Below are 22660 nucleotides of genomic sequence, written 5' to 3'. Positions count from 1 at the left end.
TGCGACCTTTCGGGTGTCGGGCTCGGCGGCCGGAAAACCGCTGACCTCAGGTTACGACTCAACTGGCCCGGTGAAGGTGGCCAATCGGGGCCTATCTCGCAAGGCCACTTCGGCGCTGGGGTTGTCCCCGCCCGGATATCGGTGTGAGATCGGACACAACGCCGATGGGGAGCCCCGGCGGCTTCCCGACCGAGTGGAGGTGGGGCGCCATGGGGTCCAAGAACTCCGAGAACGGTCAAACCGAGTCCGGTGTCGCGGCCAGCGACCCGGGCAAAGTCCGCAACATCGTGCTGGTCGGGCCGTCCGGGTCCGGCAAGACGACCCTCACCGAGGCGCTGCTGACCGCCTCGGGGGTGCTGAGCCGGGCGGGCTCGGTCACCGAGGGCACCACGGTGTGCGACCACGACCCGGCGGCGGTGCGCCAGCAGCGCTCCGTGGGCCTGTCGGTCGCGCCGCTGGTGCACGACGGGGTGAAGGTGAACCTGATCGACACCCCCGGGTACGCCGATTTCGTCGGCGAGCTGCGCGCGGGCCTGCGCGCCGCCGACGCCGCGCTGTTCGTGGTCTGCGCCGCCGAGGGCGTGGACGCGGCCACGACCGCGCTGTGGGCCGAGTGCGCCGCCGTCGGGATGCCGCGGGCGCTGGTGATCGCCCGGCTCGACCACGCGCGCGCCGACTTCGCCGCCGAGCTGGCCGCCTGCCAGGACGCCTTCGGCGCGGGAGTGCTGCCCGTCTACCTGCCGACCGCCGACGGCGCGGGGCTGATCGGGCTCATCACGCAGCGCCGGTTCGACCACTCGCCCGAGGGTCAGCCGGTCGTGTCCGAGGCGAGCGCGGCCGACCTGGCGGCGACCGCTGACGCCCGCGACGCGCTGCTGGAGGGGATCATCGCCGAGAGCGAGGACGAGTCCCTGATGGACCGCTACCTCGCGGGTGAGTCCATCGACCCGGCGACGATCATCGCCGACCTGGAGACGGCCGTCGCCCGCGGCTCCTTCCACCCGGTCTTCCCGGTGTGCGCGACGACCGGGCTGGGCCTGGCCGAGCTGCTGGACGCGCTGCCGCGGGCGTTCCCGTCGCCGCTGGAGCACGCGCTGCCCGCGATCACCGACCCGCAGGGCAGGCCCCGGGTGGCCATCACCACCGACCCGGACGGCCCGCTGGCCGCCGAGGTGGTGCGCACGGCGGTGGACTCGTACGTCGGTCGGGTGTCACTTGTCCGGGTGTTCTCCGGGACGCTGCGCCCCGAGCGCGCGGTGCACGTCTCCGGCCACGGCCTCGCCGACCGCGGCCACGAGGACCACGACGCCGACGAGCGCGTCGCGCACATCTACTCCCCGCTCGGCGCGACGCTGCGCGAGGTGCCGTACTGCGTGGCGGGCGACCTGTGCGCGCTGACCAAGGTCGGCTCGGCGGAGACCGGCGACACCGTGTCCGCGCCGGAGGACCCGATCCTCATGGTGCCGTGGAGCATGCCCGAGCCGCTGCTGCCGGTCGCGGTCACCGCCAAGACCCGCAGCGACGAGGACGCCCTGGGCCGCAACCTGTCCCGGCTCGTGGCGGGCGACCCGACGCTGCGGCTGGAGCGCAACGCCGAGACCCACCAGCTGGTGCTGTGGTGCATGGGCGAGGCGCACGCCGACGTCGTGCTCGACCGGCTGCGCGCGGGCGGCGCCGAGGTGGAGACCGAGGAGGTCCGGGTGTCGCTGCGGGAGACGTTCGCCGAACCGGCGCGCGGGCACGGGCGGCACGTCAAGCAGTCCGGCGGGCACGGCCAGTACGCGGTGTGCGACATCGAGGTGGAGCCGCTGCCGACCGGCGCGGGCTTCGAGTTCGTCGACCGGGTGGTCGGCGGCGCGGTGCCGCACCAGTTCATCGGCAGCGTCGAGAAGGGCGTGCGGGCGCAGCTGGAGCGGGGCCTGCGCAACGGCCGCCCGGTGGTCGACATCCGCGTGACCCTGGTCGACGGAAAGGCGCACAGCGTCGACTCCTCGGACGCGGCCTTCCAGACGGCGGGCTCGCTGGCGCTGCGGGACGCGGCGGAGAAGGGGCGGATCGCGCTGCTGGAGCCGGTGGACGACATCCGGGTGCGGCTGCGCGACGAACACCTGGGCTCCGTCCTCGGCGACCTCTCCGCCCGGCGCGGCCGGGTCCTGGGGACGTCGGCGGCCGACGACGGGTACACGGTGGTGCAGGCGGAGGTCCCGTCGGTGGCGCTGCTGCGGTACGCCATCGACCTGCGGTCGCTGACGTCGGGCTCGGGCACCTTCAGCCGCGAGTTCTCGAGGTTCGACCCGATGCCCGCGGCCATGGCGGGCCAGTACGCGTGAGCGTGGAGCCACCCCGGCCGGTGGCTCCTACCCAGGAGGTTCGCCTATCGTGCCCGGCTCGGAGAAGTCGCCCTTGCGGCGGTCCGGTGCCGGCCAGCCCTCGGGGCGGGCGGCCTGCTCCAGTCCTGGAACGGCGGAGCGGGCGGTAGGTCGGGTTGGGTCTGCCCGGGTGTGCCGGGCAGGTCAGGCAGGTCGGGTGATCCCGGTTGCCGAGTCATGCGCGAATCCCTCCCCCAGGATGGACAGTGCACGCGAACGGTAGCAGCCGAAGCGGCGCGTCGGCGACGAGTCGATCAGCGGACCGCGCGGGGTTGGCCGTCCCAGGCGGGGAGGGTGGGGAGCAGGTCGGCGAGTTGTACCGGGTAGACGGTTTCCGAGGTTTCGCGGAGTTCGGCGGTGGTCCACCAGCGGTGGGCCGTGATGGTCTCCGATTCCAACGCGGTGAATCCCGAAGTGTCCACTGTGTACCCCTCGGGCAGCCGCGCGTGGAAGAACCACTCCTCGCCGTCGTAGGTGCGGCCCGCGAAGCTGAACAGGACGCGGCGGCGCCAGATCGGGCCGGTGAGGGAGTCCGGGTCGAGGGTGATGCCGGTTTCCTCGCGCAGTTCCCGGGCGGCGGCCGTGCGCAGGTCCTCCCCCGGCTCCACGCCCCCGCCCGCGGTGAACCAGTACGTCTCGCCCGTGCGGGCCGGGTCGTGGCCGTGGAAGAGCAGGACGCGGTCGTCGGCGTCGAGGAGCACGACCCGCGCCGAGGGGCGGGGGCGCGGGGTGTCGTCGGTGAGCTCGGGTTCGGCGATCTCCAGGTACTCCGGGCTGGGCGCGGTGCCCGCGAGCTTCAACCACCGCACCGGCCTGCGCCGCCGCAGCGCCAGCGTGTCGCGGACGGCGTCGCCGTGCACGCGGCGGGCGATGACGACGCGCTGCTCGGCGTCGACCAGTTCGGCGACGAGGGTCAGCGCCAACCCCTGTCGGTCCACTGTGGACAGTTCACGGGTCAGCGCGTTCTCCGCGGCCTCCCGCTCCGCCCGCGCGGACCGCTCGGCCCGTTCCGCCAACACCCGTAGCCGATCCCCGCCGACCGGCTCCAGCACCCCGGACACCGCCCGCGCCACCACGGCCCGCCGGGCCAGCGCCGCGTCCAGCGCCGCCCACGCCGCGTCGGTGCGCACGTGCAGCCGGTCGAGCCGGTTCGCGGTCGCCACCAGCCAGACACCGATCAGCACCAGCACCGCCACAGCGGTGAGGATCACCGCCAACTCGCTCACGACACCTCACCCACCGCGCGTGGGTTCGCGGCGACGGCCTGGTCGTAGACCCGCAGGACCTGGGCGGCGACGACCGACCAGTCGAAGGCGGCCACCCGGCGGTCGCCCTCGGCCACCAGGGTGGCCCGGCGGTCCGGGTCGGCCAGGACCTCGCGCAGGCCCGCCGCCAGGGACGTGGGGTTGCCGACCTGGGTCAGGACGCCCGCGCGGCCGTCGTCGAGCACCCGGCGGAAGGCGTCGAGGTCGCTGGACACCACGGCGGTGCCCGCGGCCATGGCCTCGGTCAGGATGATGCCGAAGCTCTCCCCGCCCAGGTTGGGGGCGCAGTAGACGTCCAGGGAGGCCAGCATGCGGGCCTTGGCCTCGTCGTCGACGGGGCCGAGGAGGTCGATGCGCTCGGCCAGGCGGCTGCCCGCGGCGCGGCGCAGGTCGGCCTCGTCGCCCTTGCCGACGACCACGAGCCGCAGGTCGGGGAGGTCGTCGACGAGGGTGCGCAGAGCACCGAGGAGGACCGGCATGCCCTTGCGCGGCTCGTCGTAGCGGCCGACGAACCCGACCGTGCCGCCCTGGCGGGGGTAGCCGTCGAGGGGTTTCGCGGCGCGGAAGAAGCCCACGTCGACGCCGTTGGGGATCTCCACCGCGTCGCCGCCGAGGTGCTCCACCTGCACGCGCCGGGCCAGGGCGGACACGGCGATGCGAGCGGTGATCTTCTCCAGGAACGGGCGCAGCACGGCCTGGAACGCGACCAGCGTGCGCGAGCGCGGGGTCGAGGTGTGGAAGGTGGCCACGATCGGCCCGTCGGCGACCATCAGGGCCAGCATGGACAGGCTCGGCGCGGTCGGTTCGTGCAGGTGCAGCACGTCGAAGTCGTGGTCGCGCAGCCAGCGGCGCACGCGCGTGTACGAGACCGGGCCGAAGGACAGCCGCGCGACCGAGCCGTTGTACGGGATGCCCAGCGCGCGCCCGGCGGGTTGGACGAAGTCCGGTACCGGGGTGTCGTCGTCGGCCGGGGCCAGCACGTCGACCTCGTGGCCCTGCGCGCGCAGCGCCCTGGCCAGGTCGAGCACGTGCGCCTGCACCCCGCCCGGCACGTCGAGGGAGTAGGGGCAGACGATGCCGACGCGCATGCTCAGCGCCTGCCGCGCGGGGCGCCGTCGGTGAGCGCGGCGCGGCGGTCGGCGGGCAGGTCGGCCAGCCACAGCTTCTGCAGCATGTGCCAGTCGGCCGGGTGCGCGGCGATGTCGGCGGCGAGGGTGTCGGCCAGCGCCTGGGTGGCGGCGGGGATGCCGCGCACGCCGTCGACCTTGACCGGCGGGTGGATGCGCAGGCCCCAGCCGTCGTCGGTGTACCAGGTGCCGACGGGCAGCAGCGCGGCGCCGGTGCGGGCGGCCAGGTAGGCCGGGCCCGCGGGCATGCGGGTCTGCTCGCCGAAGAAGTTCACGGGGAGACCGGCGGGGGTGAGGTCCCGGTCGGCGAGCAGGCAGACGAGCCCGTTCTGCCGCAGCCGCTCGGCGAGCACGACCGCCGGGTTCTTGTCGCCGCCGGTCGCGGGGACGATCTCGAAGCCGAGGGACTCGCGGTAGGCGACGAACTTCTCGTACAGCGCCTCCGGCCTGAGGCGTTCGGCGACGGTGGTGAACCGGCCGTGCTCGCCGACCAGCCACACGCCCGCCGCGTCCCAGTTGCCCGAGTGCCCGAGGGCCAGCACCACGCCGTTGCCCTCGGCGAGCGCGGCGGTGACGTACTCGTTGCCGGTCATGGTGGCGCCGATCCGCCGGTGGATGTCGGCGTGGTCCATCGACGGCAGGCGGAACGCCTCCATCCAGTAGCGCGCGTACGAGCGCAGCGCCTGGCGGACGAGGTCGTCGAGTTCGGCGGGTCCAGCCTGGGGTACGACCCGGGCGAGGTTGGCGCGCAACTGGCGGGAGCCGGCCCCCTCGCGGCGGGCGGCGAGGTCGGCGCCCGCGCGGAAGAGCCCGGCGGCGGTGCCGTGCGGGAGCGCGCGGACCAGCTTCCAGCCCAGCCCGTAGCCCCCGGTCTGGAGGCGTTCACCCCAGTTCATGGGTCTTCTCCTCCAGCGCGGAGCGGCGCACCGCGAGCAGCCGCTGCAGCACGGTCACCACCGAGGCGGCGGCCAGCAGCCACAGCGCGATCTTCATGGCGGGGGGGACGCCGAGGCCGGTGAGGCCGGTGCCGACCAGGGTGATGATCAGCCGCTCGGCCCGCTCCACCAGCCCGCCGTCCGCGTCGAGCCCGGTGGCCTCGGCGCGGGCCTTGACGTAGGAGATCACCTGGGCCAGCACCAGGCAGACCAACGCGGCCACCGCGGTGGTCCGGTCGTGCGCGACGTCGAACAGGTACCAGGTGATGCCGCAGAACAGCGCCCCGTCGGCGAGCCGGTCGCAGGTGGCGTCGAGCACCGCGCCGTAGCGGGTACCGCCCCCCTTGGCCCGCGCCATGGCCCCGTCGAGCAGGTCGAACATCGCGAACCCCCACACCACGAGGGTCCCCGCGAACAGGTGACCGGCGGGGAAGAGCCACAACGCCCCGGCGATGGCACACGCGGTCCCGAACACGGTGACCGCGTTCGGCGTGAGCCCGAGGCGGACCAACCACGCCCCGATCGGATCGGTGACGCGCGAGACGGAGGCACGGGCGAAGATGTTCAGCATGGGGCTGTGCGGTGCACCTAACGGCGGGGTTGACCTGGCCTGGGCAGCCTAACCGGCCCGGAGCACGGCCGTGCAGCCCGGTTCACACCCCGATTGGGCCGGTGTGGACAGCCGGGTGCGGGGCGGCGGTGCGGAGAGGGGCCTGGGCTCGGCGGGAGGTCCGGAAGTGGACGAGCTCGGGAGAATGGGCAGGGCGAGGAGAAGCGCCGCAGGTCAGAAAGTGTCGTCCCCGCACAGGCGGGGCTTCTCGGACAGGCCCCCAGGCTCCGCATCTGGCCGCGTCCCGCGCGCGAGGCTGGTCCCTGGTCAGCCGGATCCCGGCCAGACCATTGACGTCGTCCCCCGCGCGAGCGGGGACCGGACCGCCGCCGGGACGGCCTGAGGTCAGGTCACACCGTCGTTCCCGCATGAGCGGGCCCCCGCTGTTGCCTTCTCGGGCGGCGTGCGCGAAGTCGTCCCCGCGCGAGTGGGGTTGCCCGCCTCGCCCGGCGGGTCAGGGCTCGTCGGGGTGTTCGCGGCAGCCGGGGAGGGTGCGGTCGGGGTCGAGGCCCTCCAGGACCGCGACGCTGATCTGGCCCAAGACGGCCACCTGCTCCGGTGTCAGCCGGTCGAACAGGGCTTCGCGGACCGTGGTCACGTGGCCCGGGGCGGCGGCGGCGAGGGCGGCGAAGCCCTTGTCCGTCAGCGCCGCGACCGAGCCCCGCTTGTCCGTGGGGCACTCCCGGCGCTCGACCCAGCCCGCTTCCTCCAGGCGGGCCACGGCGTGGGAGAGCCTGCTGCGGCTGGCGCCCCTGAGGCCTGCCAGCTCGCTCATGCGCAGCGAGCGGCCCGGGGCCTGGGAGAGGACCACCAGGATCTCGTAGTAGGTGTAGGGCATCCCCGAGTCGCGCTGCAACTGCTTGTCCATGTGGTCGCCGAGCGCGCCCAGCATGGTGACGAAGGCACGCCAGACGTCCTGCTCGGCGGGGGTGAGCCAGCGGGTGTCGTCCATGCCACGAAGTCTACTGGTTGAACTCTCAACTTGCTCGGCGTAGGGTATCGGTTGAAGGTTCAATCAAAACGGTTTGGAGTCCACCATGACGCTCAGCCAGCTCCCCGGGTTCGTCGCCGGTACCTGGGACATCGACGCCGCGCACTCCGACGTCGGCTTCGCCGTGCGGCACATGGTCGTCAGCAAGGTCAAGGGGCGCTTCGACGGCGTCTCCGGCCACCTGGTGACCACCGACGACCCGGCCGCGGCGAGCGTGGACGTCGTGATCGACCTGAACACGATCAACACCTACAACGAGCAGCGCGACGGCCACCTGCGCTCGGCCGACTTCTTCGAGGTCGAGACCTACCCGAACCTCACCTACAAGGCCACCGGCGTGCGCGCTGACGGCGACGCCTACGTCCTCGACGGCGAGCTGACCCTCAAGGGCGTCACCAAGGTCGTCCCGCTGCGCTTCGAGCTCAACGGCTTCGGCCCGGACCCGTACGGCGGCACCCGGGTCGGCTTCTCCGGCCACACCGAGATCAACCGCCGGGAGTTCGGGGTGAACTTCGAGGGCGTGCAGAACGGCATCGCGGTGGTCGGCGACAAGATCACCGTGCAGATCGAGCTCGAAGCGGTCCTGCGCCAAGGCTGACCGCACCGAACTCGAAGCGGTCCGGTGGCACGAGGGCCGAGCGCCGCCGGGGCCGCCCTAGAGCGGGCGGTCCCAGGCGTCGGCGAGCAGCTCGCGGGTGTCGCCGAGCAGCTGCGGCAGCACCTTCGTGTGGCCGATGACCGGCATGAAGTTCGCGTCGCCGCCCCACCGCGGCACCAGGTGCTGGTGCAGGTGGGCGGCGATCCCGGCGCCCGCGACCACGCCCTGGTTCATGCCGATGTTGAACCCGTGCGGCGCCGCCACGGCCCGCGCGACCCGCATGGCGCGCTGGGTGAACCGGGCCAGCTCGTCGGTCTCGGCGGTGGTGAGGTCGGTGTAGTCGGCGACGTGCCGGTACGGCACGACCATGAGGTGGCCGGGGTTGTACGGGTACAGGTTGAGCACCGCGTAGACCGACTCGCCCCGCGCGATGATGAGCGCGTCGGCGTCGTCGAGGTCGACCAGGCCGCAGAACGGGCACCCGGCGCGGCCGTCGCCCTCCGGTTTGCCCTCGCCCCGGATGTAGGCCATCCGGTGCGGCGTCCACAGTCGCTGGAGGGCGTCCGGGATGCCCACGCCCTCCTGGGGGACGTACTCGGGCTCCTCGGAGCGCAGGAATGCGGCCATGCCCCGATCCTAGTTGTCCGCGCGCGGCGCCCGGCCACCGTGACCCGGCGCGGGGCCAGGAGGTGGGCGGCCCAAACAGGCCCGAGTGGACACATCGCGCGGCCTGGCCGAAGAGAACGCCGTGACCAGCCCGATCATCGGACTGGTGGACGGCGCCGCGGCCACTTGGCGAAAGCTCTGAAAGAAACCCGCCCCCGTCGAGGCGACGAGGGCGGGTTGTCCGGTCAGTCGACGGTGACGGTCTCGGCCGTGGGGGACGTGTTGTCCCGGCGGGTGATCCAGGCGTGGACCGCCTCGACGGCGCGGGCCGTGGGGACGCCGTTGATCTGGGTGCCGTCGCGGAAGCGGAAGCTGATGGCGTCGGCCTCCACGTCCTTGGCGCCCGCCAGGAGCATGAACGGGACCTTCTGCAGCGTGTGGTTGCGGATCTTCTTCTGCATCCGGTCGTCCGAGGCGTCGACCTCGACCCGCACGCCCTTGGCGCGCAGCGCCTTGGCCACCTGGAGCAGGTGGTCGGTGTGGTCCTCGGCGACCGGGATGCCCACCACCTGGACCGGGGCGAGCCAGGCCGGGAAGGCGCCCGCGTAGTGCTCGGTGAGCACGCCGAAGAAGCGCTCGATGGAGCCGAACAGCGCGCGGTGGATCATGACCGGCCGCTGCCGGGTGCCGTCCGAGCCGGTGTACTCCAGTTCGAAGCGCTCCGGCAGGTTGAAGTCGACCTGGATGGTGGACATCTGCCAGGTGCGGCCCAGCGCGTCGCGGGCCTGCACGGAGATCTTCGGGCCGTAGAAGGCCGCGCCGCCCGGGTCGGGCACCAGGTCGAGGCCGGAGTCGGTGGCCGCGACGCGCAGCGCCTCGGTGGCCCGCGCCCAGACCTCGTCCGAGCCGACGTACTTCTCCTCGTTGCGGGTGGACAGCTCCAGGTAGAAGTCGTCCAGACCGTAGTCGCGCAACAGGTTCAGCACGAACGACAACAGCGACTTCAGCTCGTCCTGCACCTGCTCCGGGGTGCAGAAGATGTGCGCGTCGTCCTGCGTCATGCCGCGGACCCGGGTGAGGCCGTGGATCACGCCGGACTTCTCGTAGCGGTACACCGAGCCGAACTCGAACATGCGCAGCGGCAGCTCGCGGTACGACCGGCCGCGCGAGCGGAAGATCAGGTCGTGGAACGGGCAGTTCATCGGCTTGAGGAAGTAGTCCTGGCCGGGCTTGCGGACCGTGCCGTCCTCGTTGTACTCGGCGTCGAGGTGCATCGCCGGGTACATGCCGTCGCGGTACCAGTCGAGGTGGCCGGAGGTCTCGAACAGCGTGCCCTTGGTGATGTGCGGGCTGTAGACGAACTCGTAGCCCTCCTCCTCGTGGCGGCGGCGCGAGTAGTCCTCCATCTCGCGCCGCACGATGCCGCCCTTGGGGTGGAACACCGCGAGGCCGGAGCCGATCTCGTCGGGGAAGCTGAACAGGTCCAGCTCGGTGCCGAGCCTGCGGTGGTCGCGGCGCTCGGCCTCGGCCAGCAGTTCGAGGTAGCTGTCGAGCGCCTCCTGCGACTCCCACGCGGTGCCGTAGACCCGCTGGAGCTGCTGGTTGTTCTGGTCGCCCCGCCAGTACGCGGCGGCCACCCGGGTGAGCTTGAAGGCCGGGATGTGCTTGGTGGTGGGCAGGTGCGGGCCGCGGCAGAGGTCGCCCCAGATCTGCTCGCCGCTGCGCGGGTCGAGGTTGTCGTAGATGGTCAGCTCGCCGCCGCCGACCTCCATCACCTCGGGATCGTCCACATCGCTCTTGATGTCGACCAGCTCCAGCTTGAACGGCTCCGCCGCCAACTCGACCTTGGCCGCCTCCACCGACTCCACGACCCGGCGGGAGAACCGCTGCGCGCCCTTGACGATCTGCTTCATGCGCTTCTCCAGCGCCTGCAGGTCCTCCGGGGTGAACGGCCGGTCGACGGCGAAGTCGTAGTAGAAGCCGTCGCGCACCGGCGGGCCGATGCCGAGCTTGGCCTCCGGGAACTGCTGCTGCACCGCCTGGGCGAGCACGTGCGCGCACGAGTGCCGGATGACCGCGCGGCCGTCGTCGGTGTTCGCCGCGACCGCCTCCACCTCGACGTCGACCTCGGGCGCCCAGGACAGGTCGCGCAGCCTGCCCTCCGGGTCGCGCACGACGACCACGGCGTCCGGCCCCTTGCCGGGCAGCCCCGCCTCGCGGACGGCGGCGCCCGCGGTAGTGCCCGCGGCCACCACCACGCGCTCGGCGGGTAGGACAGCGGCGGACAGTGGCTGGACCACGGTGACTCCTGAGGTTTCGGGTGGGCCACACGGGTGGTGACCTCGACACCTGAGGATGCTAGCGAGCGGCCGTCAACCCCCGCTCCCCGGTTTGCACAGGCCTGTGGACAACTCGGCGAACCCGCAGGTCAGGGCTACACACCGAGCATGGTGCGCATCCGGCGGATCTCGTCGGACTGCTCGGCGACGATGTTGTCCGCCATCTCCTGCACCCGCACGTCGATGCCGTCCTGCTGCACCCCGTTGGCCATCGCGATGGCGCCCTCGTGGTGGCGGATCATGAGTTGCAAGAAGAGCTTGTCGAAGTCGGCGCCGGTGGCCGCGCGCAGCTGGTCCATCTGCTCCGGCGTGGCCATCCCGGGCATGGCGGCGTGGTGGCCCGCGTGCGCGGAGTGGTGCGGGTCGACGCGCGGCTTGCCGTTGCGCTCGAGCCAGGCGTTCATGGCGCCGATCTCGGGTTCCTGGGTGTCGCCGATGCGCGCGGCCAAGCCCTTCACCGACGCGTCCTGCGCGCGGGTCTCGGCCAGCGCGGTCATGTCCACGGCCTGCTGGTGGTGGTTGATCATGTTCTCGGCGTAGCCGAAGTCGGCGGCGTTGGGCGGCACCGCGGGCACACCGGAGGAGATCTCGTCCGGGGAGAGGGTTCTATTGGCCTCACCGGGTTTCCCGGGTTGGACCACCGGGTTCGGCGGCGGTCCCGGGTCCTCGGTACACGCGGCGAGACCGCAGGTGAGCGCCGCCGCGAGCAAGCCGAGCACAATCCGCCGCACCGCCATCGGTCGCCTCCCCGTCGCCGCCGTCCGATCCCCGAACCTACCTGTCCACAGGGGGTGGCAACAGATCCACTCCAAATGGTGAAAACACCCAACAGGCGGATCTGGTAGAGGTCCGACCAACCGGCCATACTGCGAATTCCCGACTCCACGAGAGGGGTGCGCAGCGTGCCTTCATCCCGACGCGGCAGGCGTGCCACGGCTTGGCTCGCGGTCCTGGGCACCACAGCCCTGACCGCCACCGGACTCCTGGGTGTGCCCTCGGCGGCGGCGCAGTCCCAGTTCCCGGCCCCGGACCAGATCGTCACCAGCCCGAACGTCAAACACGTAGCCAACATCCCCGCGACCGCGCCCTTGAAGGGCACCGGTTCGACCGGCACCGACATCGCCTTCACCGGCGACTACGCCATCGCGGGCAACTACCTCGGTTTCACCATCTACGACATCAAGAACCCGCGGCAGCCCAAGATCGCCAGCCAGGTGCTCTGCCCCGGTTCGCAGAACGACGTGTCGGTGAGCGGCAACCTGCTGTTCCTGTCCACCGACTCGCGGCGCAGCGACAACTCCTGCTCCTCGGTCGCCCAGAACGACGGCACCAAGGCGTACTGGGAGGGCATGAAGATCTTCGACATCAGCGACAAGCGCAACCCGCGCTACCTCAAGGCGATCGAGACCGATTGCGGCTCGCACACGCACACGCTGGTGCCGGACAAGCGCGGCAAGGACGTCTACATCTACGTCTCGTCGTACGCGCCCGCGCCGACGATCAGCAAGTGCCTGCCGCCGCACGACAAGATCTCCATCATCAAGGTGCCGCTGAAGAACCCGGCCGCGGCCGAGCTCATCGCGACGCCGAACCTGTTCCCGGACGGCGGGAACCCCGGTAGCGGCACCCCCGGCAACCTGGAACTGGGCTACACCAGCGCCACCAGCGGCTGCCACGACATCACGGTGTTCCCGTCGAAGGACCTGGCTGCGGGCGCCTGCATGGGCGACGGCGTGCTGATGGACATCTCCGACCGGGAGAAGCCGCGGGTGATCAACCGCGTGCAGGACGACGCGCACTTCGCGTTCTGGCACTCGGCCACGTTCAACAACGCGGGCACCAAGGTGATCTTCACCGACGAGCTCGGCGGTGGCGGCGGCGCGACCTGCAACGCCAAGATCGGCCAGACCCGCGGCGCCGACGGCGTGTACGACATCACCGGCCGCGGCGATGCGCGGAAGCTGGAGTTCCGCAGCTTCTTCAAGATCAGCCGCTACCAGACCGACGGCGAGAACTGCGTGGCGCACAACGGTTCCCTGCTGCCGATCCCGGGCCGCGACGTGATGGTCCAGGCCTGGTACATGGGCGGCGTGCAGGTCGTCGACTTCACCAACTCGATGATCCCGCGCGAGGTCGGCTACTTCGAGCGCGGCCCGGCCGCCGACGCGGCCGAGAGCGGCGGCGTGTGGTCGGCGTACTACTACAACGGGTTCATCTACTCGTCGGACCTGGGCAAGGGCTTCGACGTGCTGGAGATCAACGACCCGTTGACCGACCAGGCGAAGAACTACCGCTGGACCGAGCTGAACGTCCAGACGCAGCAGACGTACAAGTAAGGCACAGCAAGGGGCCCTGCCGGTTTCCGACAGGGCCCCTTGTCGCGTTTAGACAGTGGTGATGACCTGGTCGTAGTCCAGGCGCGGGTTGCGGCCGAACCAGGCGTCCGCACCGGGGTTGCCGATGTTGACCACGATCAGCGTGCGCAGCCTGCCGTCACCGAAGAACTCCGCGTCGATGCCCGCGGCGTCGAACCCGCTCATCGGACCGGCGGCCAAGCCGATCGCGCGGACCCCGAGGATGAAGTACCCGGCCTGCAACGTGGCGTTGAGGCGGGCCGCGCCCTCGCGACCGGGGTCGGCGGCGTAGTAGTCCTTGGCGCCGGGGAAGTTCGGGAAGACCGTCGGCAGGTGCTCGTGGAACTCGGTGTCGGCGGCCAGGATCGCGGTCAGCGGCGCGGTCCTGGTCTTGGCCTTGTTGCCCTCGCCGAGGTGCGAGACCAGGCGCTCCCGCGCCTCGGGGGTGCGCACGAGCACAACCCGCAGCGGCTGCGAGTTCATCCCGGTCGGGCCCCACTTGACCAGCTCGTAGATGGCGCGCACCTGCTCGTCGGACACCGGGGCGTCGGAGAAGGTGTTGGCGGTGCGGGCCGCGCGGAACAGCAGGTCCTGCCCCTCCGACCCGAGGACGGAGAGCTGGGGTTCCTGAACTGCGGTCATGGGTGACGCTCCTGGCTGGGTGGGTGGTGCTTCCTCGGGATCCAACCTAGTTGAGAGCTTGACTATTCCCCCGGTCCGGTGAGCGTGCTCACAGCCGTCAGCCCGACCCCCGGGACCGTCAGACCAGGACGACGTACTTGCCCACCGTGTGCCCCCGGACGAAGTCGACGCAGGCCCGGTCGGCCTCCGCCAGCGGGTAGCGGCGGGTGATCAGCGCCGACAGGTCGCCGCGGACCGCCGCCGCGCCGACGTCGCGCATGGTGGCGAGGCGTGCCTCCATGTCCAGGACCGGCCGGGAGTCGATGGGCGGGTCGAACTCCGGCGGCGGGAACGTGATGGTCACCAACCGGCCGCCTGCGCGGAGCGCGTCGGGGGTCCAGGACAGTTCGGCGGCGGGTAGGGCCAGGTTGACGATGGCGTCCACGTCGACCGGGTATTCCCCGTACGGGACGGTTTCGGCGGCGCCGAGACCGCGCAGCAGCGCCACGTCCTCGGGGCGGGCCGTCGCGGTCACATGGGCTCCGGCGGCGGCCAGCAGGGGCAGGACGGCGGTACCGACCCCACCCGCGCCGCCGATGAGCAGGACTGTCTCGCCCGGCTGGATCGCCGCGGTCTTCATGATGCCCAGCGCCGTGAAGCCCACGGTCGCGACGGCCGCCGCCTGGTCCGGGGCCAACGCGGCCGGTCGGTGCGCGATCAGGGCCGTGTCGGCCTCGACCACCACGTACTCCGCCAGCGCCCCGGTGCTCAGCGACGGTCGGGCGCCGGTGAGCGACCGCAGCGCGCGGGGAATGGCCAGGCCGAACACCTCCTCCCCCAGCCGGTACTCGCGCACACCCGCGCCGACCTCGGTCACCGTGCCCGCGAAGTCGTTGCCGGGCACGAACGGGAACTCCAGGTCCACGTCGAACTCGCCGGAGGACACCCGCAGGTCCCCCGGGTTCAGCGACGCCGCGGCCACTCGGACCTGGATCTGCCCCGGTCCGGGCAGCGGGACCGGCACCTCGCCCACCGCGTAGTCCTCCGGTGGGCCGTACGCGCCCACCACCACAGCCTGCATCTCCACCCCTTAAACGGACCGCTCGGTCATCTTAAGCCTGAGGTTAGCGACAACCGGACCGCGCGGTCAACTTGCTAGTCTGGTCCGGTGACCGGGACCCGCCCGCTGCGCGCCGACGCCGCGCGCAACCGGGAGCTGCTGCTGACCGCCGCCGCCACCGAGTTCGCCGAGCGCGGGCTGGACGCGTCGGTGGCCGACATCGCGCGCCGGGCCGGGGTCGGGAAGGGGACGGTCTTCCGGCACTTCCCGACCAAGGAGGACCTGATCGCGGCGATCGTGCGCGACCGCATCGCCGCCCTCACCGGGGTCGGCGAGGAGCTGCTGCGCGCCGCCGACGCGGGGGCCGCGCTGCTGGCGTTCCTGACCGCCGCCGCGCACCAGCGCCAGCAGCTCGACCTGTCGTACCTGCAGACCGCCACCACCCTGCCCGCGGACGTGGAAGCGTTGCGGGAGCGCATGTTCCGGGTGATCCACGACCTCGTCGACCGGGCCCGCGCGCACGGCGCCATCCGCGACGACGTCACCGGGGCCGACGTGGCGCTGCTGATGTGCGCGCCGAACTACGTCACCGGCTACCTCAGCGACGCCCCGCCCGACCTGTGGCAGCGCTACCTGGCGCTGATCTTCGACGGGCTGCGGCCCGAGGGCGCGCACCCGCTGCCGCACCCGCCGCCCACGCTCGTCTGACCGCCCGCGCGGGGTGATCCGCCGACCTCCGTCCGCCGTCGAGGCTGGTGCGACGACGAGTGGAGGGCGGCGAGAGCGTGGTCGATGCGGAACGCGGGCGACAGGCGGAGGCCGACGACTGGCGGCGGTGGGGTCCGTACCTCAGCGAACGGCAGTGGGGCACCGTGCGCGAGGACTACGGCGGCGGGGACGCGTGGGAGTCGTTCCCCCACGACCAGGCCCGGTCGCGGGCCTACCGGTGGGGCGAGGACGGGCTGGCGGGGTTCAGCGACGACCGCCAACTGCTGTGCCTGGCTTTGGCGCTGTGGAACGGGAAGGACCCGATCCTCAAGGAGCGGCTGTTCGGGTTGACCAACGCGGAGGGCAACCACGGCGAAGACGTCAAGGAGTGCTACTTCTACCTCGACGCCACCCCGACCTCCTCCTACGCGAAGATGCTCTACAAGTACCCGCAAGGGGAATTCCCCTACGCGGACCTGGTGGACACCAACGCGGCGCGGGACCGGGCCGCGCCGGAGTACGAGCTGATCGATACCGGCGCCTTCGCGGACGACCGGTACTTCGACGTCGAGGTGGAGTACGCGAAGTCCACTCCGGACGATGTCCTCATGCGGGTCACAGCGCACAACCGGGGGCCTGAGGACGCCGTGCTGCACGTGTTGCCGACACTGTGGTTCCGGCACACCTGGTCGTGGGCGGGCGAGGACGAGAAGCCGTCGCTGCGCGCCACCTCGGACGTGCGGGGCGCGGCGGTCGTGCGGGCGGAGCACCGGGAGCTGGGGGTGCGGTGGCTCTACGCGGACCGGCCCGCGCCCGTGCTGGTGACCGGCAACGAGACGAACAACGAGCGGGTTTTCGGTTCCCCCAACGAAACCCCGTACGTCAAGGACGGCATCGGGCGGGCGGTCGTCGACGGCGAGCTGACGGCGGTCGACCCCAGCGGCGTCGGCACGAAAGCGGCCGTGCACCACGCTCTCGTCGTGCCCGCGGGCCGGAGCGCGACGATCCGGATGCGGTTGACCGACCGCGAGCACGTCCCGTCCCGGCACCCGTTCGACGACTTCGACGCGGTGTTCGAGCGCCGGAAGGCCGAGGCGGACGACTTCTACGCCGCCACGCTGGCGGGCGATCTCGGGGACGAGGAGCGCCGGGTCGCGCGGCAGGCGTTGGCGGGCATGCTGTGGTCGAAGCAGTACTACGCGCTCGACGTCGAGCGGTGGCTGGCCGAGCGCGGCGCGGACCCGCTCGACGCGGACCCCGGTCTGCGCAACCACGGCTGGCGCCACCTGGTGGCCAACGACCTCATCGCGATGCCGGACACCTGGGAGTACCCGTGGTTCGCCGCCTGGGACCTGGCCTTCCACGCGGTCGCGCTGGCGGTGGTGGACATGCCGTTCGCCAAGGCGCAGCTGGAGTTGTTGCTGGACCACCGGTACCTGCACCCGAACGGCCAGCTCCCCGCCTACGAGTGGGACTTCGGTGACGTCAACCCGCCGGTGCACGCGTGGGCGACGTGGTTCGTGTACGAGCTGGACAAAGCCGCGACCGGCGTGGGCGACCGCGAGTTCCTGGAGAACGCCTTCCTGCGCCTGACCCGCAACGTCGACTGGTGGTTCAACCGCAAGGACGCCGACGGCCGCAACGTCTTCCAGGGCGGGTTCCTCGGCCTGGACAACATCGGTGTCTTCGACCGCAGCGCGCCGCTGCCCACGGGCGGGCGGCTCGACCAGGCGGACGGCACGGCGTGGATGGCGCTGTTCTGCCAGAACATGGCCCAGATAGCGGTCGAGCTGGCCGTCGACAACGCCGTCTACCTCGAACACGCCCAGTCGCTGTTCGAGAACTTCGCGTGGATCGCCGCCGCGACCAACCACGTCGGCGCGGACGGGGTCTGCCTCTGGGACGAGCGGGACGGCTTCTTCTTCGACGTCCTGCGCCAACCGGACGGGAGCGCGGTGCCGCTACGGGTGCACTCGGCGGTCGGGTTGATCCCGCTGGCGGCGGCGACCGTGATCGACGGGTCGGTTCGGGACCGGTTCCCCGAGCTGGTGTCCGGTATCGCGGCGTTCCTCGAACGGCACCCGGCCGTGCGGTTGGCGTTGTGGGGGCACGGGAAGCAGGCGGACGCGACCGGGCCCGCGCTGTTCGCCCTGTTCGACGAGCACCGGCTGCGGCGGATCCTGTCCCGGATGCTGTCGGAGGGCGAGTTCCTGGGGCCGCACGGGATCCGGTCGCTGTCGCGGCTGCACGCCGAGCACCCGTACGTGTTCACCGTGGACGGTCGGGAGAACCGGGTCGAATACCAGCCCGCCGAGTCGTCCATCGCCATGTTCGGCGGCAACTCGAACTGGCGCGGACCGGTGTGGTTCCCGATCAACGTCATGGTCATCCGGGCGCTGCTGCACCTGCACGCGTACTTCGGCGACGGGTTCACCGTCGAGTGCCCGACGGGGTCCGGCAGGCACCTGACGCTCGTCGAGGTCGCGGGGGAGATCGGCGACCGGCTGATCGGCACCTTCCTGCCCGGCCCCGACGGCAGGCGCCCGGTGCACGGTGGTCTGGACCGCTACCGCGACGACCCGCACTGGCGCGACCTCGTGCTGTTCTACGAGTACTTCCACGGCGACAACGGCGCGGGCATCGGCGCCGCGCACCAGACCGGCTGGACCGGCACCGTCGCCCTGTTGTCCCTGCTGCTACGTGGAAAGGGCTTCTGATGGCGAGTTGGCCAGAGCACCCGGTCATCCACGAGGTGAACACCGCGGTCTGGCTCACCGACCTGTCCCGCGCGGCGGGCAGGCCAGTCGCGCTGGGCGACGTGACGGACGCCGAGTGGGACGCGATCACCCCGACCGGGGTGGACGCGGTGTGGCTGATGGGGGTGTGGGAGCGGAGTCCGCTGGGGTTGGCGCTGGCGGCGCAGGACCCGGGTTTGTGGGCGGGGTTGAAGGAAGCGTTACCGGACCTGGGCGCGGCGGACGTGATCGGTTCGCCGTATTGCGTGCGCCGGTACGTGGTGGACGCGCGGTTCGGAGGACCCGAGGGTTTGGCGTTGGCGCGGGCGGCGCTGGCCGTGCGGGGTGTGCGGTTGATCCTCGACTACGTGCCCAACCACGTGGCGCCGGACCACCCGTGGGTGGCCGAGGAGCCGTCGGCGCTGGTCGGGGGGACGGTGGAGAACCTGATCGCGGACCCGGCGTCCTGGCTCGACCTTGATGGCCGGGTGGTCGCTCGGGGTCGGGATCCGTACTTCCCGGCGTGGCCGGACGTAGTCCAGGTCGACGCGTTCTCCCCCGTGCTGCGTGGCTTGGCGGCCTCGACGCTCGTCGACATCGCTTCGCAGTGCGACGGGATTCGGTGCGATATGGCCATGTTGGTCACCAACGAGACATTCGCGCGCACGTGGGGTGGGGAGGCGCCGAGTGCGGAGTTCTGGCCGTCGGTGATCGCCGAGGTGCGGGCCGCGCACCCGGAGACGGTGCTGATCGCGGAGGCGTACTGGGACCAGGAATGGGCGCTGCAGCAGCAGGGTTTCGCGTTCTGCTACGACAAGCGCCTGTACGACCGGCTGCTGGGGGTGGACGCGGGCGCGGTCGCCGACCACCTGCTCGCCGACTTCAGCTACCAGTCGAAACTGGTCCGCTTCCTGGAGAACCACGACGAACCCCGGGTGGCGAGCAGGCTCGGGCGGGACGCGGAGAAGGCGGCGGCGGTCGTCGTGGCGACCCTGCCGGGCGCGACGCTGTGGTACGAGGGCCAGTTCGAGGGTCGGCGGGTGCGGCCGCCGGTGTTCGTGAACCGGCGAGCGCCGGAGCCGCCGGACCACGACCTGGCGCACTGGTACCGGAGGCTGCTGGCGGCCGTCGCGGACCACCGCGTGCGTCAGGGGACCTGGCGGTTGCTGGACCCGGGCGACCGGCAGGTGCTGGCCTGGTCGTGGACGGCGGAGGAGGCGACGCACCTGGTGATCGTCAACCTGTCGGCGTCCCGGGTCCAGGCCGACATCCCGCTGGACTGGCCGGGGTTGCCGAGCACCACGTGGCAGCTGTCGGACCTGCTGGAAGGGACCTCCCACGCGGCGCTCGGGGCGGGGTTGAGCAACCCGGGGCTCGCGGTGGACCTGTTCCCCTGGCAGTCCCACATCCTGGCGGTCACGCCGCGCACCTAGCCCGCAACCGCGCGCACGCCCGGGACACGGCGCCCGGGGCGTGCGCGCGGTCCGGGTCAGTCCCGGATGGTGAACGGGGTGTGCCCTCCGGCAACGGGGTCGACCACGAGGTCGGCGAAGACGAGCGTGATCACCTGTGTGTTGCTCTCGACCACGGCTTCGTGGAACGGGATGCCGATGCGGACCCTCCAGTACTCCGCCCGCGCCGAGTTCGCCACCAGCTTGAGCCCGGGGTGCATCTCCTGCCACCGCACGCCCCAGACGAACCCGTCGTCCGGGGCGTTGTCGAGGTCCTCGGTGGTGAAGGCGTCGTCCAGGGACCTGCTCCAGAGCTCCCCGGTGAGTTGGGTTCGCACCTCGGCGCTCACGCAGTGGACGAAGCGGTAGCGGAAGTACTCGCGCCCCATGGTGAAGACGTAGAGGTCGTAGTCCCGCAGGTAGTCGGCGAAGGCGTGGAAGACCAGCGCCCCGTCGAACGCCGCCTCGAAGGCTCGGGTGATCTCGGCGGCGTCCACAGTGTCATTGTGGACGCCGCCGCCCCGGGGGACTACCCCAACGTGGCGACCAGGACCGCCTTGATGGTGTGCAGGCGGTTCTCCGCCTGGTCGAAGACGATGCTGGCCGACGAGTCGAAGACCTCCCCCGTCACCTCCAGCCCCGTCCGCATCCCCGTGTGCTCCATGATCTCCCGCCCCACCTCCGTGCCGGCGTCGTGGTACGCGGGCAGGCAGTGCATGAACCGCACCGCCGGGTTGCCCGTGCCCTGCAACAACCCCCCGTTCACCTGGTACGGCTTCAGCAGCCGCACCCGCGCGTCCCACACCTCCTTGCTCTCCCCCATCGATACCCACACGTCCGTGTGCACGAAATCCACCCCCCGGACCGCCGCCACCGGGTCGTCCGTGATCGTCAGCCGCGCGCCCGTGCGCCCCGCGATCTCCGCCGCCAGCTCGACCACGTCCTGGGGCGGGTGCAGCTCGCCAGGACCCGCCAGTCGCACGTCGGCGCCCATCAGCGCGCCCATCACCAGCAGCGAGCGGCCCATGTTGAACCGGCAGTCCCCCAGGAACGCGTACGACAACCCGTGGTACGGCTTGCCCGACGCCTCGTGCATGGTCAGGAAGTCGGCGAGCATCTGGGTGGGGTGCCACTCGTCGGTAAGTCCGTTGTAGACGGGTACTCCCGCGTGCGCCGACAGCTCCTCCACATCGGACTGGCGGGTGCCCCGGTACTCGATCGCGTCGTACATCCGGCCCAGCACCGACGCCGTGTCCGCGGTGGATTCCTTGTGGCCCAGCTGCGATCCTGACGGGTCCAGGTACGTCACGTGCGCGCCCTGGTCGTAGGCCGCCACCTCGAACGCCGACCGGGTCCGCGTCGAGGTCTTCTCGAAGATCAGCGCGATCTCCCGGCCCACCAGCCGCGGTCGCTCGGTGCCCGCGTACCTGGCCGACTTGAGCGCCTCCGCCAGGCGCAGGAGGTGCCGTAGCTCGGCCGGGGTGAAGTCGATCTCCTTGACGAACGAGCGGTTGCGCAGGTTGTACGCCATGCTTCCTCCAGGCTCAGAACGCGGGCTCGCGCTCGATCGGACAGGTCATGCAGTGCGAGCCGCCGCGGCCGCGCCCCAGTTCGAAGCCCTCGATGGTGATCACCTCGACCCCGGCCTTGCGCAGCGCCGTGTTCGTGGCGACGTTGCGCTCGTAGGCGATGACGACCCCGGGTTCCAGCGCCACGACGTTGTTGCCGTCGTCCCACTGCTCGCGCTCCGCCGCGAACGCGTCCCCGCCGGTCTCCACAACCCGCATCCTGGCCACGCCCAAGGCCTTCGCCATCAACTCCGGCAGCGGCGCGTCCCGGCGCTCCACCACCAGGTCCTCGGCGGAGTCGCCCGGCCGGATGGACCACGTCCGCGCGCCGCCGACGACGTGCGGGAACAGCGTCACCACGTCCCGGTCGCACATCGTGATCACCGTGTCGAGGTGCATGTACGTCCGCGACTTCGGCAGGTGCACGGCCAGCACCTCACGCGCCGAGCCCGCGCGGAACAGCTCGCGCGCGATCCACTGCACCGCTTGCGGTGTGGTGCGCTCCCCCATGCCGATCATCACCGCGCCGTTGCCGATCGGTTGCACGTCGCCGCCCTCGACGTGCGCGCGGCCCCAGTGCTCGTCGGTCCCGCCGAGCCACACCTCCGCCGGTTCGGCGGCGAAGATCGGGTGGAACCGGTAGATGGCCTCCATGATCGCCGTCTCCGGCTCGCGGGCCGGTTTGGTCATCGGGTTCACCGTGTAGCCGTCGTAGATCCAGCAGGACGGATCGCGCTGGAACAAGAAGTTCGGCAGCGGTGGCAGCAGCAGGCCGGAGCGGTCCAGCGACTCCCACTCCAGGCCGATGTCCCTGGCCACGTCCGCCTTGGTGACACCGCCGATCAGGAACTCCGCCACCACCGTCGGGTCCGCGCCGCGCACCCACTCCGCCGCGGGTCCGGCGGCGGCGACGCCGACCTGCCGCTCCCCCAGGACGTGGTCGGCGACCCAGTCCCGGGCCTCGGGCTTGACCAGCGCCTCGGCGAAGAGCAGCTCCGCGTACAGCACGTCCACCCCGCGCTCGCGCAGCACCTCGCAGAACGCGTCGTGCTCCGCCTTGGCCCTGGTCACCCACAGCACGTCGTCGAAGAGCAGGTCCGCCGCGTTGGACGGGGTGAGCCGGGTCTGCTCCAGACCAGGCCGGTGGACCACCACCCGACGCAGCTTGCCGACTTCCGAGTGCACGCCCAGTGCCATCCCGTCTCCTCCGCTGAGCCATTCCCCGAGGTCGGTCCCCGGGTCGTCCCCCAGCCGCCATGCAACACGCGGCGCGCGCGGGGCGGGCCACCCCGAGCGGGCGATGTGCCCGGCGGCGGCGCGCCC

At 71.7% G+C, this 22660-nt stretch carries 19 protein-coding genes; 6 read left to right on the top strand and 13 right to left on the bottom strand.

Features of this window, described 5'->3' with window-relative positions:
• The first annotated feature begins 209 nt into the window (after positions 1-209).
• Complete coding sequence (locus CLV40_RS14860) at positions 210-2330, top strand: elongation factor G-like protein EF-G2 (RefSeq protein ID WP_104479497.1); 2121 nt, start codon at positions 210-212, stop codon at positions 2328-2330.
• A gap of 293 nt (positions 2331-2623) precedes the next feature.
• Here CLV40_RS14860 and CLV40_RS14855 read toward each other — a convergent pair whose 3' ends face one another.
• The 5 genes from CLV40_RS14855 to CLV40_RS14835 all read right to left on the bottom strand — a co-directional run bounded on the left by CLV40_RS14855 (position 2624) and on the right by CLV40_RS14835 (position 7258).
• Entirely contained in the window at positions 2624-3595 is a 972-nt protein-coding gene (locus tag CLV40_RS14855; RefSeq protein ID WP_104479496.1) for an NUDIX hydrolase, read from the bottom strand.
• The gene (locus CLV40_RS14850) at positions 3592-4722 is read right to left on the bottom strand and encodes a glycosyltransferase family 4 protein (protein WP_104479495.1); all 1131 of its coding nucleotides are present in this window, start codon (positions 4720-4722) and stop codon (positions 3592-3594) included. The genes CLV40_RS14855 and CLV40_RS14850 overlap by 4 nt, the downstream gene beginning before the upstream one ends.
• Before the next feature lie 2 nt (positions 4723-4724).
• Positions 4725-5657 carry a phosphatidylinositol mannoside acyltransferase gene (locus tag CLV40_RS14845; protein ID WP_104479494.1) on the bottom strand — a complete coding sequence of 311 codons (933 nt, stop codon included), beginning with the start codon at positions 5655-5657 and terminating at the stop codon, positions 4725-4727.
• Positions 5644-6267: a phosphatidylinositol phosphate synthase gene (pgsA, locus tag CLV40_RS14840; protein ID WP_104479493.1), complete on the bottom strand. Its 624-nt coding sequence runs from the start codon at positions 6265-6267 to the stop codon at positions 5644-5646. Before pgsA ends, CLV40_RS14845 begins: the two co-directional genes overlap by 14 nt.
• Positions 6268-6760: 493 nt before the next feature.
• On the bottom strand, positions 6761-7258 hold the full coding sequence (locus tag CLV40_RS14835; protein WP_104479492.1) for a MarR family winged helix-turn-helix transcriptional regulator: 498 nt from the start codon (positions 7256-7258) through the stop codon (positions 6761-6763).
• Positions 7259-7343: 85 nt separating this feature from the next.
• Here CLV40_RS14835 and CLV40_RS14830 point away from each other — a divergent pair, with 85 nt between their 5' ends.
• On the top strand, positions 7344-7895 hold the full coding sequence (locus CLV40_RS14830) for a YceI family protein (RefSeq protein WP_104479491.1): 552 nt from the start codon (positions 7344-7346) through the stop codon (positions 7893-7895).
• 57 nt (positions 7896-7952) lie between these two features.
• Here CLV40_RS14830 and CLV40_RS14825 read toward each other — a convergent pair whose 3' ends face one another.
• The 3 genes from CLV40_RS14825 to CLV40_RS14815 all read right to left on the bottom strand — a co-directional run bounded on the left by CLV40_RS14825 (position 7953) and on the right by CLV40_RS14815 (position 11577).
• On the bottom strand, positions 7953-8522 hold the full coding sequence (locus CLV40_RS14825; protein ID WP_104479490.1) for an HIT family protein: 570 nt from the start codon (positions 8520-8522) through the stop codon (positions 7953-7955).
• Between the two features lie 224 nt (positions 8523-8746).
• Positions 8747-10801 carry a threonine--tRNA ligase gene (thrS, locus tag CLV40_RS14820; protein ID WP_374065096.1) on the bottom strand — a complete coding sequence of 685 codons (2055 nt, stop codon included), beginning with the start codon at positions 10799-10801 and terminating at the stop codon, positions 8747-8749.
• Positions 10802-10935: 134 nt separating this feature from the next.
• A complete protein-coding gene (locus CLV40_RS14815) occupies positions 10936-11577 on the bottom strand; it encodes a DUF305 domain-containing protein (protein ID WP_104479489.1) in 642 nt (213 codons plus the stop codon).
• Positions 11578-11742: 165 nt separating this feature from the next.
• Here CLV40_RS14815 and CLV40_RS14810 point away from each other — a divergent pair, with 165 nt between their 5' ends.
• Positions 11743-13176, top strand: coding sequence for an LVIVD repeat-containing protein (locus CLV40_RS14810; protein WP_104479743.1), 1434 nt, complete (start codon positions 11743-11745; stop codon positions 13174-13176).
• Positions 13177-13224: 48 nt separating this feature from the next.
• On the opposite strand, the gene CLV40_RS14805 is transcribed toward CLV40_RS14810, so the two are convergent.
• Both CLV40_RS14805 and CLV40_RS14800 read right to left on the bottom strand, forming a co-directional pair.
• A complete protein-coding gene (locus CLV40_RS14805) occupies positions 13225-13836 on the bottom strand; it encodes a malonic semialdehyde reductase (protein WP_104479488.1) in 612 nt (203 codons plus the stop codon).
• Positions 13837-13954: 118 nt separating this feature from the next.
• Positions 13955-14896 carry an NADP-dependent oxidoreductase gene (locus CLV40_RS14800; protein WP_104479742.1) on the bottom strand — a complete coding sequence of 314 codons (942 nt, stop codon included), beginning with the start codon at positions 14894-14896 and terminating at the stop codon, positions 13955-13957.
• A gap of 87 nt (positions 14897-14983) precedes the next feature.
• On the opposite strand from CLV40_RS14800, the gene CLV40_RS14795 reads away from it, so the two are divergent.
• The 3 genes from CLV40_RS14795 to CLV40_RS14785 are packed head-to-tail and all read left to right on the top strand — an operon-like array spanning position 14984 to position 19751.
• A complete protein-coding gene (locus CLV40_RS14795; protein ID WP_104479487.1) occupies positions 14984-15583 on the top strand; it encodes a TetR/AcrR family transcriptional regulator in 600 nt (199 codons plus the stop codon).
• Between the two features lie 47 nt (positions 15584-15630).
• Positions 15631-18300, top strand: a complete 2670-nt coding sequence (locus tag CLV40_RS14790) for an MGH1-like glycoside hydrolase domain-containing protein (RefSeq protein WP_245931299.1) — start codon at positions 15631-15633, stop codon at positions 18298-18300.
• Complete coding sequence (locus CLV40_RS14785; RefSeq protein ID WP_104479485.1) at positions 18300-19751, top strand: alpha-amylase family glycosyl hydrolase; 1452 nt, start codon at positions 18300-18302, stop codon at positions 19749-19751. The genes CLV40_RS14790 and CLV40_RS14785 overlap by 1 nt, the downstream gene beginning before the upstream one ends.
• A gap of 56 nt (positions 19752-19807) precedes the next feature.
• On the opposite strand, the gene CLV40_RS14780 is transcribed toward CLV40_RS14785, so the two are convergent.
• Genes CLV40_RS14780 through CLV40_RS14770 form a run of 3 tightly spaced genes read right to left on the bottom strand, consistent with a single transcriptional unit; the run spans position 19808 to position 22534 of the window.
• Positions 19808-20266: a YxiG-like protein gene (locus CLV40_RS14780; protein ID WP_104479484.1), complete on the bottom strand. Its 459-nt coding sequence runs from the start codon at positions 20264-20266 to the stop codon at positions 19808-19810.
• Positions 20267-20298: 32 nt separating this feature from the next.
• Positions 20299-21300, bottom strand: a complete 1002-nt coding sequence (argF, locus tag CLV40_RS14775; protein WP_104479483.1) for an ornithine carbamoyltransferase — start codon at positions 21298-21300, stop codon at positions 20299-20301.
• Positions 21301-21313: 13 nt separating this feature from the next.
• Positions 21314-22534, bottom strand: a complete 1221-nt coding sequence (locus CLV40_RS14770) for an arginine deiminase (protein WP_104479482.1) — start codon at positions 22532-22534, stop codon at positions 21314-21316.
• Between the last annotated feature and the right edge of the window lie 126 nt (positions 22535-22660).

Source organism: Actinokineospora auranticolor (genome assembly GCF_002934265.1).
In the GTDB taxonomy this organism is placed as follows: Bacteria; Actinomycetota; Actinomycetes; order Mycobacteriales; family Pseudonocardiaceae; genus Actinokineospora; species Actinokineospora auranticolor.
This window is presented reverse-complemented; position numbering and strand designations above follow the sequence as displayed.

Excerpts from the sequence above, each read along its gene's own strand:
- CLV40_RS14815 (WP_104479489.1), bottom strand. The coding sequence starts at position 11,577 with ATGGCGGTGCGGCGGATTGTGCTCGGCTTGCTCGCGGCGGCGCTCACC.
- CLV40_RS14845 (WP_104479494.1), bottom strand. The coding sequence starts at position 5,657 with ATGAACTGGGGTGAACGCCTCCAGACCGGGGGCTACGGGCTGGGCTGG.
- CLV40_RS14835 (WP_104479492.1), bottom strand. The coding sequence starts at position 7,258 with ATGGACGACACCCGCTGGCTCACCCCCGCCGAGCAGGACGTCTGGCGT.
- CLV40_RS14850 (WP_104479495.1), bottom strand. The coding sequence starts at position 4,722 with ATGCGCGTCGGCATCGTCTGCCCCTACTCCCTCGACGTGCCGGGCGGG.
- CLV40_RS14800 (WP_104479742.1), bottom strand. The coding sequence starts at position 14,896 with ATGCAGGCTGTGGTGGTGGGCGCGTACGGCCCACCGGAGGACTACGCG.
- argF (WP_104479483.1), bottom strand. The coding sequence starts at position 21,300 with ATGGCGTACAACCTGCGCAACCGCTCGTTCGTCAAGGAGATCGACTTC.
- CLV40_RS14830 (WP_104479491.1), top strand. The coding sequence starts at position 7,344 with ATGACGCTCAGCCAGCTCCCCGGGTTCGTCGCCGGTACCTGGGACATC.
- CLV40_RS14770 (WP_104479482.1), bottom strand. The coding sequence starts at position 22,534 with ATGGCACTGGGCGTGCACTCGGAAGTCGGCAAGCTGCGTCGGGTGGTG.
- CLV40_RS14860 (WP_104479497.1), top strand. The coding sequence starts at position 210 with ATGGGGTCCAAGAACTCCGAGAACGGTCAAACCGAGTCCGGTGTCGCG.
- CLV40_RS14805 (WP_104479488.1), bottom strand. The coding sequence starts at position 13,836 with ATGACCGCAGTTCAGGAACCCCAGCTCTCCGTCCTCGGGTCGGAGGGG.
- CLV40_RS14785 (WP_104479485.1), top strand. The coding sequence starts at position 18,300 with ATGGCGAGTTGGCCAGAGCACCCGGTCATCCACGAGGTGAACACCGCG.
- CLV40_RS14825 (WP_104479490.1), bottom strand. The coding sequence starts at position 8,522 with ATGGCCGCATTCCTGCGCTCCGAGGAGCCCGAGTACGTCCCCCAGGAG.
- pgsA (WP_104479493.1), bottom strand. The coding sequence starts at position 6,267 with ATGCTGAACATCTTCGCCCGTGCCTCCGTCTCGCGCGTCACCGATCCG.